Origin of the sequence: Azospirillum sp. B510 (assembly GCF_000010725.1) — a bacterium.
GTDB lineage: Bacteria > Pseudomonadota > Alphaproteobacteria > Azospirillales > Azospirillaceae > Azospirillum > Azospirillum lipoferum_B.
Genome location: NC_013856.1, coordinates 209,006 through 224,041 on the forward strand (window position 1 = coordinate 209,006; position 15,036 = coordinate 224,041).

General features: G+C 63.4%; 13 protein-coding genes and 3 pseudogenes. 9 read left to right on the forward strand and 7 right to left on the reverse strand.

The window, feature by feature from the left end:
* Window positions 1–37 precede the first annotated feature (37 nt).
* The 5 genes and pseudogenes from AZL_RS37695 to AZL_RS22305 all read left to right on the forward strand — a co-directional run.
* Window positions 38–430, forward strand: a complete 393-nt coding sequence (locus AZL_RS37695) for an IS66-like element accessory protein TnpA (protein WP_012973093.1) — start codon at window positions 38–40, stop codon at window positions 428–430.
* Window positions 431–492: 62 nt separating this feature from the next.
* Entirely contained in the window at window positions 493–774 is a 282-nt protein-coding gene (gene tnpB, locus AZL_RS37140) for an IS66 family insertion sequence element accessory protein TnpB (RefSeq protein ID WP_247894462.1), read from the forward strand.
* Window positions 775–856: 82 nt separating this feature from the next.
* Window positions 857–2,501, forward strand: a protein-coding gene (locus tag AZL_RS22295; protein ID WP_148219589.1) for an IS66-like element ISAzs20 family transposase whose coding sequence is annotated in 2 segments (ribosomal slippage) — window positions 857–1,629 and window positions 1,628–2,501 — 1,647 coding nt in all. Because the reading frame shifts where the segments join, the coding sequence is not laid out codon by codon here.
* A gap of 6 nt (window positions 2,502–2,507) precedes the next feature.
* Complete coding sequence (locus AZL_RS22300; protein ID WP_012973089.1) at window positions 2,508–2,720, forward strand: hypothetical protein; 213 nt, start codon at window positions 2,508–2,510, stop codon at window positions 2,718–2,720.
* A 42-nt stretch (window positions 2,721–2,762) separates the two neighbouring features.
* Window positions 2,763–3,254, forward strand: a pseudogene (locus AZL_RS22305) (transposase); the annotation flags it as partial.
* A 60-nt stretch (window positions 3,255–3,314) separates the two neighbouring features.
* Here AZL_RS22305 and AZL_RS36755 read toward each other — a convergent pair.
* Window positions 3,315–3,470 carry a hypothetical protein gene (locus AZL_RS36755; protein ID WP_211114172.1) on the reverse strand — a complete coding sequence of 52 codons (156 nt, stop codon included), beginning with the start codon at window positions 3,468–3,470 and terminating at the stop codon, window positions 3,315–3,317.
* Here AZL_RS36755 and AZL_RS22310 point away from each other — a divergent pair.
* A pseudogene (locus AZL_RS22310) lies at window positions 3,448–3,933 on the forward strand (IS3 family transposase); the annotation flags it as partial. The gene AZL_RS36755 and the pseudogene AZL_RS22310 overlap by 23 nt on opposite strands.
* A 231-nt stretch (window positions 3,934–4,164) precedes the next feature.
* On the opposite strand, the gene AZL_RS22315 reads toward AZL_RS22310, so the two are convergent.
* From AZL_RS22315 to AZL_RS22340, 5 genes are all read right to left on the reverse strand, one after another.
* The gene (locus tag AZL_RS22315) at window positions 4,165–5,307 is read right to left on the reverse strand and encodes an acyl-CoA dehydrogenase family protein (protein ID WP_012976708.1); all 1,143 of its coding nucleotides are present in this window, start codon (window positions 5,305–5,307) and stop codon (window positions 4,165–4,167) included.
* 3 nt (window positions 5,308–5,310) lie between these two features.
* Entirely contained in the window at window positions 5,311–6,513 is a 1,203-nt protein-coding gene (locus tag AZL_RS22320) for an acyl-CoA dehydrogenase family protein (RefSeq protein ID WP_012976709.1), read from the reverse strand.
* A gap of 84 nt (window positions 6,514–6,597) precedes the next feature.
* On the reverse strand, window positions 6,598–7,653 hold the full coding sequence (locus AZL_RS34685) for an acyl-CoA dehydrogenase family protein (protein WP_012976710.1): 1,056 nt from the start codon (window positions 7,651–7,653) through the stop codon (window positions 6,598–6,600).
* Window positions 7,650–8,810 carry an acyl-CoA dehydrogenase family protein gene (locus AZL_RS22335; RefSeq protein ID WP_012976711.1) on the reverse strand — a complete coding sequence of 387 codons (1,161 nt, stop codon included), beginning with the start codon at window positions 8,808–8,810 and terminating at the stop codon, window positions 7,650–7,652. Before AZL_RS22335 ends, AZL_RS34685 begins: the two co-directional genes overlap by 4 nt.
* A 30-nt stretch (window positions 8,811–8,840) precedes the next feature.
* Window positions 8,841–9,209 carry a Zn-ribbon domain-containing OB-fold protein gene (locus tag AZL_RS22340; protein WP_012976712.1) on the reverse strand — a complete coding sequence of 123 codons (369 nt, stop codon included), beginning with the start codon at window positions 9,207–9,209 and terminating at the stop codon, window positions 8,841–8,843.
* Between the two features lie 675 nt (window positions 9,210–9,884).
* On the opposite strand from AZL_RS22340, the gene AZL_RS22345 reads away from it, so the two are divergent.
* From AZL_RS22345 to AZL_RS22355, 3 genes and pseudogenes are all read left to right on the forward strand, one after another.
* Complete coding sequence (locus AZL_RS22345) at window positions 9,885–11,453, forward strand: class I adenylate-forming enzyme family protein (RefSeq protein WP_247894452.1); 1,569 nt, start codon at window positions 9,885–9,887, stop codon at window positions 11,451–11,453.
* Between the two features lie 76 nt (window positions 11,454–11,529).
* A pseudogene (locus AZL_RS22350) lies at window positions 11,530–12,547 on the forward strand (IS110-like element ISAzs4 family transposase).
* Between the two features lie 569 nt (window positions 12,548–13,116).
* On the forward strand, window positions 13,117–13,860 hold the full coding sequence (locus AZL_RS22355) for a TetR/AcrR family transcriptional regulator (RefSeq protein WP_012976715.1): 744 nt from the start codon (window positions 13,117–13,119) through the stop codon (window positions 13,858–13,860).
* 123 nt (window positions 13,861–13,983) lie between these two features.
* Here AZL_RS22355 and AZL_RS22360 read toward each other — a convergent pair whose 3' ends face one another.
* The gene (locus tag AZL_RS22360; protein ID WP_012976716.1) at window positions 13,984–14,853 is read right to left on the reverse strand and encodes a MaoC/PaaZ C-terminal domain-containing protein; all 870 of its coding nucleotides are present in this window, start codon (window positions 14,851–14,853) and stop codon (window positions 13,984–13,986) included.
* Between the last annotated feature and the right edge of the window lie 183 nt (window positions 14,854–15,036).

Below are 15,036 nucleotides of genomic sequence, written 5' to 3' on the forward strand. Positions count from 1 at the left end.
TGTGCCTGTCCCTATGGCTATCCCTATGGCAGTCCCTATGACTATCCAACGCGTCGAGGTGATCACGGGCCAGGAGCGGCGGCGGCAGTTCAGCGACGAGGAGAAGCTGCGGCTGGTCGAAGAGGCGTTCCAGCCGGGCGTCAAGGCGACCGAAGTCGCCCGGCGCCTGGGCGTGGACGTCAGCCTGCTGTACCGCTGGCGCCGCCAGTTCTTCGGTCAGCAGCCCCGGCTGCCCGCCTTCATGCCGATCACCGTCGCCACCGACGCTCCGGCACCGGAGGAGGTGGCAGAGCCGACAGCGGCGCCAGCGGCCCCACCAGCCGGTCTCATCGAGGTCGAATTCGCGACGGCGCGCTTGCGCATCACCGGCCCGGTCGATCCGGCCCTGGTCGGCACGGTGATCGCCGCGCTGTCGGGACGGTCGGCATGATCCCGGTCCCCTCGGGCGTTCGGGTCTGGCTGGCGGGCGGGGTCACCGACATGCGCTGCGGGATGAACTCTCTGGCGCTGAAGGTCCAGGAGGGTCTTGGCCGCGATCCCCATGCCGGCGATTTATACGTCTTCCGTGGACGTCGCGGTGACATGGTGAAGTGCCTGTGGCATGACGGGCTCGGCATGTCGCTGTACGCCAAGAGGCTTGAACGGGGCCGTTTCATCTGGCCCAGCCCGGCCAGCGGAGCCGTGGCCATTTCCGCGTCCCAGTTCGCGTATCTGCTCGACGCCATCGACTGGCGCAATCCGCAGCAGACTTGGAGACCGCGCTCGGCCGGATAGGCTGCGGCACAGTGAATCAACCCGCCGCTCTCCGGCGGGAAGAACGAGGATCGGTGCGGGTTTCCGGGTACAATCCGGCCCCATGGACGCCCTGCCCGACACCATCGACGCCCTGCGCGCCGCGCTGATCGAAGCGCGTGGCCGGGCTGCGTTGGCCGAGGCGGACGCCGCCCAGGCGCGGGCCGAACGGTCCGGCGACCAGGCGCTGATCGCCACCCTGAAGCTCCAGATCGAGAAGCTCCAGCGCGACCTCTACGGCCGGCGCTCCGAACGGACCTCCCGACTGCTCGGCCAGCTCGAATTCCAGTTGGAGGAGGCGCAGGCAAGCGTCGGCGAGGACGATCTGGCGGCGGAACAGGTGGCCGAGGCGACCGGCGCGGCCCGCATCACCCGCAAGGCGCCGTCGCGCAAGCCGTTCCCGGCGCACCTGCCGCGCGAGCGCGTCGTGATCCCGGCGCCGGCGGTGTGCCCATGCTGCGGCTCGACCCGGCTGTGCAAGCTGGGTGAAAGCGTGACCGAGACGGCCGAGCGCATTCCCGCGCGGTGGAAAATCATCCAGACGGTGCGCGAGAAATTCTCCTGCCGGGACTGCGAGACGATCAGCCAGCCGCCGGCACCGTTCCACACCACGCCGCGCGGCTGGGCGGGGCCGAACCTGCTGGCCACGCTGCTGTTCGAGAAGTTCGGCCAGCATCAGCCGCTGAACCGCCAGTGCGAGCGCTTCGCCAAGGAGGGCATGGAGATCAGCCTGTCCACCGCGGCCGACCAGGTGGGGGCGGCCTGCGGCGTGCTGAAGCCGCTGCTCGACCGGCTCGCAGCGCATGTGCTGGCGGCGGAGCGGTTGCACGGCGAGCCCGAAGGGCCAGCGAAGCTACGACACGACCGTGCCGGTGCTGGCGAAGGGCAAGACCGACACCGGCCGCATCTGGGTCTATGTGCGCGACGATCGCCCCTTCGCGGGCGCGGCGGCACCGGCGGCGCTGTTCCACTACTCCCGCGACCGTGGCGGCGGGCATCCCGAGGCACATCTGGCCGGTTGGGCCGGAGTGCTGCAGGCCGACGCCTATGCCGGATACAACCGCCTCTACGACGCGAGCCGCCAGCCGGAGCCCGTGGCCGAGGTCCTGTGTTGGGCGCACGCGCGTCGGAAATTCTTCGAACTCGCCGATATCGCCGCCAACAAGCGGCGCGGCAAGGGGGCGCCCCCGATTTCTCCGCTGGCGCTGGAGGCGGTGCGGCGCATCGACCCGCTGTTCGACATCGAGCGCGAAGCCCTCGGGCGCTCGGCAGCCGACCGTCTGGCGGTGCGCACAGAGCTGTCCAAGCCCCAGGTCGAGGAACTGGAAAACTGGATGCGAACGGCCCGGGCCGGGATGTCGAAGCACGCGCCGGTGGCCAAGGCGATGGACTACATGCTGACCCGCTGGGAAGGCTTCACCCGCTTCCTGCGTGACGGACGGGTCTGCCTGACCAACAATGCTGCCGAACGAGCGTTGCGTGGAATCGCCCTTGGCAGGAAGGCATGGCTATTCTGCGGATCGGATCGAGGCGGGCAGCGCGCCGCCGCCATGTACAGCCTGATCGTGACGGCAAAGATGAACGACATCGATCCCCAGGCGTGGCTGGCCGACGTCCTGGCCCGCATCAACGATCTGCCGCAGACCAAGCTGCACGAACTGCTGCCCTGGGAATGGAAGCGGCTGCACGAGGCGACCACGGCGATCTGAGGAACCATGGCCAGAACCCGCAACCTCGTGACCATGGAGCGCGTCGCCGAGATCCTCGGCGAGGACGTCGAATGGCTGATCGACATTGCCATCGAGCTGGAGCCGGAGGACGGTTGCCTGGCCGTGTTCGGCCCAGGCGAGCAGTGGTTCCATGCCCTGACCGAAGATGGCGTCGAAAGCCTTAAGGAACTCATCCAAATCCACCGAGCAGCACGCTGAACGATTCGATCCGCACCCGCGTCACTCACCGGATGCGTACACAAGGTGCGCCGCTTCAAGGAATTCTATGACGGGGCCAGCACCTGGAGCCGGGTCCGCCGCATCGTCGCGCGCGTCGAGGCAGGAGACCAGGGCACCGACAGCCGCTTCATCGTCACCAACCTACGCCACGGCACGGGTCGCTGGCTGTATGCCGGCCTGTATTGCGCGAGGGGACAGGCGGAAAATCATATAAAAGCCTGGAAATCCCACCTTGCCGCAGACCGGACCTCCTGCACCAAGGCGACGGCCAACCAGTTCCGCCTGTTCCTGCACGCCGGGGCGTACTGGCTACTGTGGAGCCTGCGCTCGCTGATGCCGAAACGCTCCCGCTGGCGCACGGTGCAATTCGACACCTTGCGGCTGCGCTTGGTGAAGATCGCCGCGCGTATCGTGGAGATGAAGACGCAGATCAAGGTGCACCTGCCGACCAGCGCGCCTGATCAGGCGATCATCCACCTCGCCCTCGGCCGCATGCCCCGGCTCATCTGCTGAGCACCGGGGCAGCGTGCCCCAGCCGTCACCCAATCCCCTCCACCACCAACTCCGACACCGTCACGCCGCCGTCAGCGCGGCGGCCGACGACGCGCGCCCATACAGCCCAACGTTGATCATCTCAACGCGGCGACCAGACCGCTCGCCACCCTGGTGAATAAAGGCGGTTAGTAGGCTCAGCGGATGCTTACCGCTGTTCGAGGAGACGCTGGCCAAGAACGCCGTCCCACCAGGCCAGTTGACCCTGCACGCCGATCGTGGCGGCCCGATGAAGGCCAAGGCCACCGCTCTCCTGCTCGCCGACCTCGGCGTCACCAAATCGCACAGCCGACCCAACACCTCCAACGACAACCCGTTCTCGGAGGCCCACTTCAAGACCCTGAAATATCAGCCGCAATTCCCCAAGCGCTTCGGCTCGATCGAGGATGCCAGGGCCTTCTGCCGGGACTTCTTCACCTGGTACAACCGGGATCACCACCATGCCGGCATCGGCCTGATGACCCCAGACCAAGTCCATTACGGCCAAGCCGACGCCGTCCATGCCGCCCGCCAGCAAACCCTCGACCGTGCCTTTCGCCGCACACCGGAGCGTTTCGTTCGCAAAGCGCCTCAACCACCCGCAAAGCCAATCGAAGTCTGGATCAATCCGCCGCAAAAGCCGGAGAGCATCCAAGCCTAATTCATAACTCCGGCTGTCTCACAGTCGTTGACACGTTCCGGGCAATCCGCGAGCAGACGAAAGCAGCCTGACCGTGGCGCTCAGCGGATGCTTACGGACCACGCCTCGCCCGACGCAGCCATTCGACGGGGGAGGCGTGGTCCTGACGAATTTTCGCGTGGCAATCCAGAGGTGGGCGTCCATCCGATGCCGTCAACGAGCATTGGATGGATGCCGGAACGCTCTTTGTCTTCAGGTTGGAAGCCCGGCGCTTCGCGCCACGTGGAAGTCGATATCGCCAAAGCGCTTATCGTAGATAAGCATGGCCTTGTAATGATGGCCGACCGCGTATTCGTCGGTGGTTCCGATGCCGCCATGCAGCTGGATGCCCTGTCCAGCCACGAAGTAGCCGGCTTTGGCAACCAGAGCCTTGGCGCCGGACACCGCTCGGCGACGCAGCGTGGCGTCGCCGGTTTCGACGGCAGCCAGGGCATGATAGAGGGCCGACCGCGCTTGGTCCGTCTCGATGAACATTTCGGCCATGCGGTGTTGCAGCGCCTGGAAAGTCCCAAGCGGCCGGCCGTATTGCACCCGTTGCTTGATATAATCGGACGTTAGGGAGAGGACGGTCTCCATCGAGCCGAGCGCGGCGGCCGTTGCGGCAATCACCGCATGATCGAGAGCCTCCTGAAGGCGCGCCGGCGCTGCATCCGGCCCGAGCAGCAGCGCGTCGGCGGCCACCGTAGCGTCGGATAGCACAAGGTCGGCAGCATGCGTGCCGTCGATCAGGCGATAATCGCTGACGCTCACGCCCGGGCTGTCGGATCGCAGCACGAATACGCCGAACCCATGCGCGTCGTCCCAATCGATGCCGTCCAGACGTGCGGTCACCAGCCAGCAGTCGGCGCTTGCGCCGTGGAAAACACACCGCTTGGTTCCAGTAAGCTTCCAGCCGCTGGTGGTTCGTGCCGCGCGGGTGGTGACGGTCGTATCGTATTCCGATCGCGCACCATCTTCGAGATGGGCCAGGACGGCGATCTGCGTGCCGGAGGCGATGGCGTTGCCCAGGCTGGCCCGCGCGTTGGAGTTCATGCTCGCCCCCACCAGCATGGCGGCGAGGATTGCAGTGTCGATCAGCGGTTCGGCCAGCAGCGCTCCTCCCAGTGGTTCAATCAGCAGTGCGACGTCGGTGACGCTGCCACCCAGCCCGCCAGCCTCTTCCGGCAAGGATAGACCCAGCCATCCCATATCGGCGAAGCGCGCCCAATGCTCGCGGGAAAATCCGTCGGCCGTCAGCGACGCCGCCCGCCGCGCTTCAAAGCCATAATGTTCGCGTACGTAGCGTTCGGTGGAGTTGATGAGGATCTGCTGTTCCTCGGAGGGATGGAAATCCATATCCTACAGCCCGAATGCGAGTTTCGCTATGATGTTCTTCTGTACTTCCTTGGCCCCGCCGAAGATGGTGCAGGCGCGCAGATACAGAAGGTCCGCAGTAGCTCCTGGCACGTGATCACCCCATGACGGGTCCTCCGGCAATCGGGTGAACACGTTGTCGCGGCGGTACTCGCGCAACGCCCGTTGCCCCAGCGCCTCGGCCGCCAGTTCCGATAGCTTTTGCTGGAGTTCCGATCCGCGCACCTTCAGCACGGAGGCGCGGGCCGCCACTGGATGCCGGCTGGGGGCGTCGCATAGGACGCGCAACACCGACCATTCCAGCGCCTCGACCTCGAGTTCTACCTCGGCGAGCTTGAAGGCGAACCGGGGATCTTCGATAATTGGCCGACCACCCTTCATTTCCCGGCTGGCAATGGCGCGAATGCGCCGCAGATCGGCGAATGCCTTCGGAATTTCGGCGCTGGAGGTGCGTTCGTTGGCCAGTAGGAATTTAGCCTGGTTCCAGCCGCTGCCGGGCGGGCCGATCATGTTCTCACGGGGAACCCGGACGTTGTCGAGGAACACTTCGCAAACGGGCGCATCGCCGTGGATCATGGTGGTCGGCCAGACCGTGATGCCCGGGGTCGCCATGTCCATGACCAGCATGGATATGCCTTGCTGGATCTTGACAGTCGGATCGGTGCGGACCAGGAAGAACCCAAGCTCGGAGTATTGCCCCTCGGAGGTCCACATCTTTTGGCCGTTGACCACGTAGTGGTCTCCATCGAGAACGGCCGATGTCCGCAACGCCGCAAGATCCGATCCCGCGCCAGGCTCGGAGAAGCCCTGCGCCCACATCTCCTCGCCTTTTAGGATTGGCGGTAGATAGCGGGCCTTCTGCTCTGCGGAGGCGAAGGTGTAGATGACCGGCCCAAGCAAGCGCAGTCCCTGCCATCGCAGTTCCGGCGCCCCGGCGGCACGGCACTCGTGTTCGAAGATGTGCTGGCGAATCGGCGACCAGCCAGTGCCGCCATATTCCGCTGGCCAGTGCGGTGCCGACCAGCCGCGCTCATACAGGACCCGGTTCCACCAGCGTCGATCCTCTTCATTGGGAGGATGCATGCCGGTGCGGGTACGGCGAACGACGTCCGCTGGAAGGGTTTCGGTGAGAAAGGCGCTAATCTCCTCGCGGAAGATCTCGTCCTCGCGGTCGAACCTTAGTTTCACGACAGATCCTCTCGATGTTGGCGGCCGATGACGGTCGACACGCTGCTCAACAGGTCTCCACCTTTCCCAATCGGAAGGAATCCATCAGGCCGTCAGCCGGCCCCAGAGTTGCGCGCCGCCGCCGGCAACGATCGTCCGCCCTAGTCTTTCGGCCCACCAGTGTTCGCTTCCGCCCTCCTCGCGCCATTGCAGCAGCTGCCGCGTCACGAAATGAAGCACATGTTCGTCGGTCACACCCATTGCTCCGAAGACCTGATGCGCTATGGCGACACCGCGGGTTACGGATGCGCCGATGCGGCATTTCGCGATTGCCGGGCCGGTTTCGCAATCGTTGAGATCAATTGCGCGACAACCGATCCGCCCCGCAACGTTGGCGGCGGCGGTCAGTTCGGCCAGTTCTGCGATCATGTGTTGGATCGCCTGGAACTTGCTGATCGGGCGGCCGAACTGGACCCGGGTGTTGCCGTACTCGATGGACAGGCGCAGCACCCGGTCAAGGCCACCTGCACTCTGCACCGACCGCAAGACAGCTAGTGTCGGCTTGAGTCCAAGTTTCCGCAGCACCGCAGGGGCAGGCGCGATCCGGACCGGCCGGCGGCCGGAGAATTCGACGTCAGCGGCCGGAACGCGGGCTATTGTTGCATGGCTTCCAAGGTTCTGCGGCGGTCCAATATCCTCCAGCGGCACCAAGCATATCTGCCAGTCATCCTCCGAAGTGGCGAGGGCGACGGCATGGTCGGCATGCGGCGCCCATACGACCCGGTGAGCCCGGCCAACGAGTCGACCCCCTCTATCCAGTCGGAGGGGGTCATTGACCAGCGCGAGCGGTCCTTCGGGAGCCGACAGGCCCGCCGCGGCAAGAGTCCAGCGTCCGACGATCGTTTCTCCCAGTGGGACGGGGGCGGCGTGATGGCCCAGGCTATGGAACACCGGCTCCAGATCGATCCAGGACAGTCCGGCTCCGCCGGTTTCCTCCGGCACCATGGCGTCGGCCACGCCCATGCCTTCCAGTTCACCCCACAGCTTGGAGGGAAACTCTCCACGCTCGGCGGCGCTCAGCAGCGCATGCGTGACCTGGTCTGCCAGCATCCGATCCAGCTGATCGGCAAGCATTCCTCCCACGCTCATGCTTTCGGTCATCGCAGTCCTAGCCCCCTGGCGATAATTCCCCGCATGATTTCCCGTGTGCCGCCCCGCAAGCTGTAGGTCGGCACCGACTGGAGCAGAAAGTTCAGCATCTCGCCCTGACGGTCGCCAGGGATCGCAACTTGGCCGACCTCGACCAATTCACGGAGAAGTTCGGGAATTCGTTGCTCGAACGTGGTTCCCAGCTGTTTGGTCAGCGCCGCTTCCTGCGACGGCATCTTCCCGGCGCTCAGCATGCCGAGGATCGAAACCGACATTGTCCGCAGGACGGCGAGATCGGCAACCGTCTCACCAATGCGCCGCGCTGCCAGCCGATCGGGTCCGCCGGTGGCGCGGACGGAGTCGAGGGCGAGCGGCAACAATGGGAAAGAGCTGAGGTAGCGATCCGGACCGCTGCGCTCGAAGGCGAGTTCGGCGTTTGCCTGCCCCCATCCTTCGCCCTCCGTGCCAACCAACTGGTTGGACGGCACGAAAACGTCGTCGAAGACGATCTCATTGAAGTGGAACTCGCCGGTCATATCGCGGATCGGCCGTACCTCGATACCGGAACTGCGCAGGTCGATCAGAAACTGTGACAGGCCCCTGTGCTTTTCGGTCTCGGCTGAGCCCCCGGTGCGGAACAGGCCGATCATGAACTCGCAATGTTGGGCGTAGGTGGTCCAGATCTTGCGCCCGTTCAGGCGCCACCCTCCGTCCACCCGCGTTGCCCGCGAGCGCAGTCCGGCAAGGTCGGATCCCGCATCCGGCTCGCTCAGGCCGATGCAGAAGGAGGCTTCGCCGCTGGCGATCAGCGGCAGGAAGCGACGGCGTTGCTCCTCCGTGCCAACCCGCAGCAGCAGAGGCCCGCTTTGCCGGTCGCCGACCCAATGAGAACCGACCGGCGCTCCGGCCGCCAGCATTTCCTCGATCACGACATAGCGTTCGAAGACCGTGCGCTCATGGCCGCCATACGCCCTCGGCCAGGTCATGCCGATCCATCTCCGGCGGCCAACCTCGCGGCTGAACGCCCGGTCGAAACGGGTCCAGGAGTGGCCGGTGTCCCAACCGGACCATGAGGCCGAGGCCTCGGCCAGAAACGCCCGGACCTCGTCCCGCAGGGCGCGGCATTCATCCGGAATGTCGAAATCTTCATAATGGAACACAGAGGTCATCCGGAGTCCCCGGCTATACTGGGCGCGGACTCAGCCGGCGGGATCGAAAACCACATAGCGCGTTTCGCCATCCTGATGGATGCGTGCTTGGACGGGAAGACCGATCTTCACCGCGTCCGGGGCGATGCCCTCCACGCGCGACATCATGCGCGGCCCTTCCTCCAGCTCGATCAAGGCGACGTTGTAGTCGGATCCCGGAGCCTTGACGCGCACGGTTGTGGTCGCATGGACGCTGCCCCGACCTGACGCCTCGACCCACTCCAGATCTGTGGCGCCGGTGCCCGGCTCGGCAACCCGCGGATAGAAGAAGAAGCGTCCGCTCGTGCGGCTGCGCTGAAGCATGAAGCGCCCAGTTCTCAGGTGCTCCTGAAAATCAGCATCCGGCTTGATAGGCAACATGCCAGTTTCTCCTGTTCAAATATTCATCCTATGCGTGTCAGCAGAGCTGCCGTGGTCGACCTCTCGCGAGCCTTAGCCGAGAGCCTGGAACCACCCCCGCATTATCGACGGGTTTACGCCGACCTTCTACGTCGTATCGAACCGGGAGCTCGGGCGGAATTCAGCGTGCACGCGATCAGATTTCAGGAACGATCGCTTTTTTTCAGCGGGTTCCATGGAAGCTCCATGCGCGTATCCACCGTCTCGTCCGCAACTTCCGCCGGGCAAGGATTCATATAGCTGATACTTTGTCATCTATTGAGTGCCCGCAACCACGCCATCCGTCAAGAGGGAAAGTTCATTTTCTCAACGGTTCTGGACACCCGCATTCGAGGTCGGTATAAAACATGATGATCTGTTATTTTTTGACACTGAACCTGACGCTCAGCGTCGCCACGCAGCGGTACTGGATGGTGTACGCTCTCGCACCGGAAGGGGGTGACAACGATTGCGCCTCGATCGACCCTCGTTCGGCGTGGTGACGTGTCCGGGGGTACGGGAAGAGGGGAACAACTCGGTGAATTGGAATACTGAACAAAGCCGGGCTGTCAGCACCAGGCGCGCTCCGGATCGGCATCTCTCGATAGGCCGCTCCTAATGAGCAAGGGAACAAACAGGAAGGGGCAGGAAACGACGATGCATGACCAGATGGCAACGCTCGGCGCTATTCTCGAAGACAATGCACAGCGTTTCGGTGATCGGCCGGCCTACGTTTTGGGAGACCGTGCCGTGACCCACGGCGACCTCCTGCTTCGCGCCCGTCGCCTCGTTTCGGCATTGCACCAGATTGGATTGCGCAGACAAGACCGGGTTTCCATCCTGTCGATGAACTCGCTGGAACTCGCCGAGATCTTGGCTGCGGCCCAATGTAGCGGAATCATCGTCAGCACGGTCAACTTCCGCCTGGCGCCGCCGGAAATCTGCTATATCCTCAACGATGTTTCACCGCGCGTTCTGATTTTCGAGGCGCTCTATCTGCCGGTGATCGAGGCGTTGCGCCATGAATTGCCCTTCATCGAGGCCTATGTCTGCATCGGCGGCTCGGTTGAGTGGGCGACCGACTATGAAAGCTTTCTGGTCACCGGAAATGCCGACGATCTGCGGTTCATCGCCCAGGCGGACGATGTCTATTGCGTCGTCTATACCAGTGGGACCACCGGAAAGCCGAAGGGCTGCATCTGGGGCCAGCGAGAGATGCGGGTCCTCGCCGAGCGGATGAACGCCGAGATGCGCGCCGGCCCAAGGGACCGGCTTTTGCTTGTGATGCCACTGTTCCACATTGGCGCGATGGCCATAGCGTTGGGCCTGCATTTCCGTGGGGGTACGGTGTATCTCCAGCGCCAATACGATCCGGAAGTGGCGCTGGGGCTGATTGGGCGGGAGCGGATCACACATTTGCACTTTGCTCCGACCATGCTCCAGATGCTGCTCGACCAACCGGCAGCCAGTGGAACCGACTTCTCCAGCCTGAGGACCGTGGTGTACTCGGCGGCCCCCATGCCGACACCGCTGCTGCGCCGAGCCATGGCGATTTTCGGCGCGATCTTCGTCAATCTTTATGGTCAGACCGAGGTGATAACCGCGGGTTTGGACCGGGACCTGCATCTGCCAGACGGCACGGAACGCGAGCGCAGCTGGCTGGTATCGGTGGGGCATCCGTTCCCCAATGTCCTGGTGCGGATCGTAGACGATGCCGGGAATGATTGCTCGGCCGGCGCGTCTGGAGAGATAGTGGTGAAGTGCGCCATGATGTTTCGGGGCTACTGGAACAACCATAAGGCGACGCTGGAGACGATTCGCGACGGCTGGTGCCACACCGGCGACGTCGGTCGATTCGACGATGCGGGCATCTTGTATCTGGTAGATCGAAAGAAGGACATGATCATTTCGGGTGGTGAGAATATTTACTCCCGTGAGGTGGAAGAGGCCATCGTTCAACATCCCGCGGTCGAGGAATGCGCCGTGATCGGACTGCCAGACGAAAAATGGGGTGAAATCGTTTGTGCCGTGGTCCGGGCAAAGCCGACGGAGGCACTTGGCGAAAGAGGGGTGATCGAGCATGTCCAGACGCTCATCGCCAGCTATAAGAAGCCGAAGAAAGTCATCTTCGTGTCGGACATACCGAAGCTTCCCACCGGCAAGATCAACAAAGTCGAATTGCGCAAGAAATTCGCTCCAGTAACGGAGAACACTGAGATGAGATGATGTGGTGGACGGCCCTTTCACCAAATGCCGGTGAGCAGCGTTGACCGTCGGAGAAACCACCTCATAGGAGCCGACCATGGGCGTGACGACAATCGGTCTGGATCTGGCGAAGAATGTTTTTCCAGGTTCATGGTATCGACGGCGACGGGAAGATTCTGGTCCGGCGGCAGTTACGACGAGGCGAGGTGCTGAAGTTATTTCAAGGCCTGCCTGCGTGCCTGGTGGGGATGGAGGCGTGTGGCACGGCGCACCACTGGGCACGGGAAATTGCGGCACTTGGTCATACGGTGAAGTTGATGCCGCCCGCCTACGTCAAACCGTACGTGAAACGGGGAAAGACCGACGCGGCGGATGCCGAGGCGATCTGCGAAGCGGTGACCCGGCCGACAATGCGCTTCGTGGCGGTCAAGACCATCGATCAGCAGGCCGCCTTGATGCTTCACAAGACTCGGGACCTCTTGGTCCGGCAGCGGACGATGCTGATCAACGTCTTGCGCGGTCACCTCGCGGAATTCGGGATCATCGCGGCCAAAGGGCCCAGCGGGACGAAGGCCGCCATCGAGGCTTTGCACGAGGCGCAGGATCGTCTGCCGGAACTGGCGCGACGGGCGCTGCACGGCCTCGTCGATCAGCTCCGCCTGCTCGGCGAGGAAATCGACCGGCTGGAGGCGCGTATTCTGGAGTGGCATCGCGTCAGCGACGTCAGCCGCCGTTTGGCGACGATACCCGGCATTGGGCCGATCACAGCCAGTGCGATCGCCGCGGCGGTGCCGGACGGCTCACTGTTCCGGTCCGGCCGGCAGTTCGTCGCATGGCTCGGCCTGACACCGAAGGCGCACAGCAGCGGCGGCAAAGAGTGCCAGGTCGGCATCAGCAAGCAGGGCGACGGCGACCTCCGCCGCCTGCTGGTCGTGGGCGCCACGGCGGTCATGCGGTTGGCGCGCCGAGACAATGCGGCTCGATGCTGGGCAGCGAAGCTGCTGGAGCGCAAGCCGGCCAAACTCGCCGCCGTCGCCCTGGCCAACAAGACCGCGCGCATCGCCTGGGCGGTGCTGACGCGCGGCGGGACCTACGCGGCACCCACCACCGCATAGTCGAGGTTCGGCTCGGCAGCGGACCAAGTCCCTGCCGGGACGGATGGCGTGAGGGTGGTGAGACGTGATGACAAACCGGTCAGACCGGGGATCGACCAAACCCACGGGGACCAAGCGTCCGGGAGCGCGCTGAGGTGATTTGGGCGTTGATCCGCGGACTTCATCAAGGCCAGCGACCAGAGGTCGCGACGACAGGCCGGACACATGGATGCACCCGACCAATCGTCAACATGAATTCTCCTCTTGCGCCGAGAGGGCCGTCCACACATGGTTTCTTCGACGGTCAACGCTGCTCACCGGCATTTGGTGAAAGGGCCATCCACCACATCACCTCAGAACTCGCTGCCATCTCGCCACATGCGATGCAGGATGACCGCGAGTTTGCGGGCGACGGCGCCGCGCACCCGTGCCATACTACTGGTTTTGCACGCCGTATCCATCCTATTCGATTGTGCTTGGCGTAGGCGTAATCATTCGGCCAGACTGGACGCGTAATGCCTGCCAGCGATGGAGCGGCGGTTTGACGAAGGTTGAGGGCGCTTGCAACAGGAACGTATGGAACTAACAATATGATCGAGGGTGTTGTTTCAACGAATAAGCAGGGTCAATCCCTTGGACGTAAGGGCTTGGCGACACGCGGCCGCCTGATGAATGCGACCCGGCAACTCCTGAAAACCGTGTCGCCAATAGAGTTGACGGCGGTATCGATCGCGAAGCAGGCCAAGACATCTTCAGCGACCTTTTATATGTATTTCGATGATGTCAAGGATATCATGTTTGCCCTCAGCCGGGAGGCGGCAAGCGATTTGGCGGCCATCGAGAAGATTTTCGACGAACCCTGGGATCCCAAGAGCATCGACTACGACAGAGCCCTGAGGCTGGTTGAAGAATTCGATGCGGCCTGGGATCGTCACCGCGAAATCCTGAGGTACCGCAATCTGGAAGCGGACCGTGGCGATGCCCGTTTCGAAGAGGCGAAGGTCCAGTCTTATTTGCCGCTTATCAAGAAAATTGCAGCGCATATCCTGTCCGCGTACCCTGAGGATAACGCTCCGAAGAAAAGCGATGCCTACGCGGAAGCAGCTACCCTCTATGCCGCGCTGGAGGGGGTCGCCGAAGCCGATCCCAAGGTTGTGAACCGGGGTTTGGGCATGAAGCGCATGCAACAGGCACGGGCGCGGGTCATCGCGCATGTGCTGGGCAGGCGCGGCAACGGGGACGGTTGGTACGCCAGCGGCAAGGCACGCTCGAGCCGCCGTAAGACGACTCCGAAGCCGTCCGACGAATTGGTGCAAGCCTCTCCACAGGACTGAATGGTCCAAGGTTTGCCGCAAGGCCGGCTCGGTTGCAGCCTTTCGCCATGGCGACCTGATTCATTCGAGCCCGCTGATCGGTTACGATCAGCGTATTCTGGTATGAGATGCTTGCCTTCCGCTTCAGAGCGAGAACTCGGCGTAGCCATTGTTGAGGACAACGATGTCACGCTCGACGACACGGACGCGGAAGGCTGCCCGGCCGTCCCCCTCGTTCCAGACATCGGTGCGCAAGGTCTCGCCGGGAAACACTGGGGTGGCGAAGCGGGCGTTAAGCGTTTTCAGGCGGGCCGGGTCGTCGGCGCACAGCAGCTTAAGTATGGCGCGGCCGGCGATGCCGTAGCTGCAAAGTCCGTGCAGGATCGGTTTATCGAAGCCGGCGGCGGCGGCAAATGCCGGGTCGAGGTGAAGCGGATTATAGTCACCCGACAAACGGTAGATCGCAGCCTGCTCAGGCCGGGTTATCAGGTCGATGCTGGCATCCGGAGCTCGACCTTCGGGAATGGGGTGCGGTTTGGGTTGGCCGTCGGCCTTACCGCCGAAGCCGCCGTCGGCACGCAGGAAGATGGACATGCCGACCGTCGCTATCAGATCACCATTGTCCTTTTCGCGGATCTCACGCGAAATCATCAGGACTGCGCCCTTGTCGGCTCCCTTGTCGTAGATCGCGTCGATGCGGTCCTGTCCGATCACTGTGCCTTCGGAGGGCAGCGGCTTATGCATGGTCAAGCACTGCTCGCCATGCAGGAGCTTGGTCAGGGTGATGCCGGTTTCGGGATTGGCCAGCCAGGAACTGCCGCTCGCCAAAATCACGGCCAGAGTTGGCAGTGCCTCCAGTCTCCGTTCATAGACGTATTTGAGATCGCTCTCGGGCAGGGGGGCGGTGGTCGCAGCCCCTATTCCCAGAGCGTACAGGATGGTATCGCGGCGGGTATAGGAATGAGTCACCGGCGGCAGCGGCCAGTTCTTGATCTTTTCATAGTCGATCGGCACGGTTAGATTCCTTGCGGTTCATTTACGGTCGCATCGGCAGGGCAACCTCGTTGCCGTACAGGCCGGGGGTGGTACCCTGCTGGAGGTCGGCGATTGGTGTGGCAGCGCTTTGTTCGATACGACCAAACCCGACCAGACCAGGGGATTGGATCGAACGTGTGACATTGTCTATGATGCACGGCG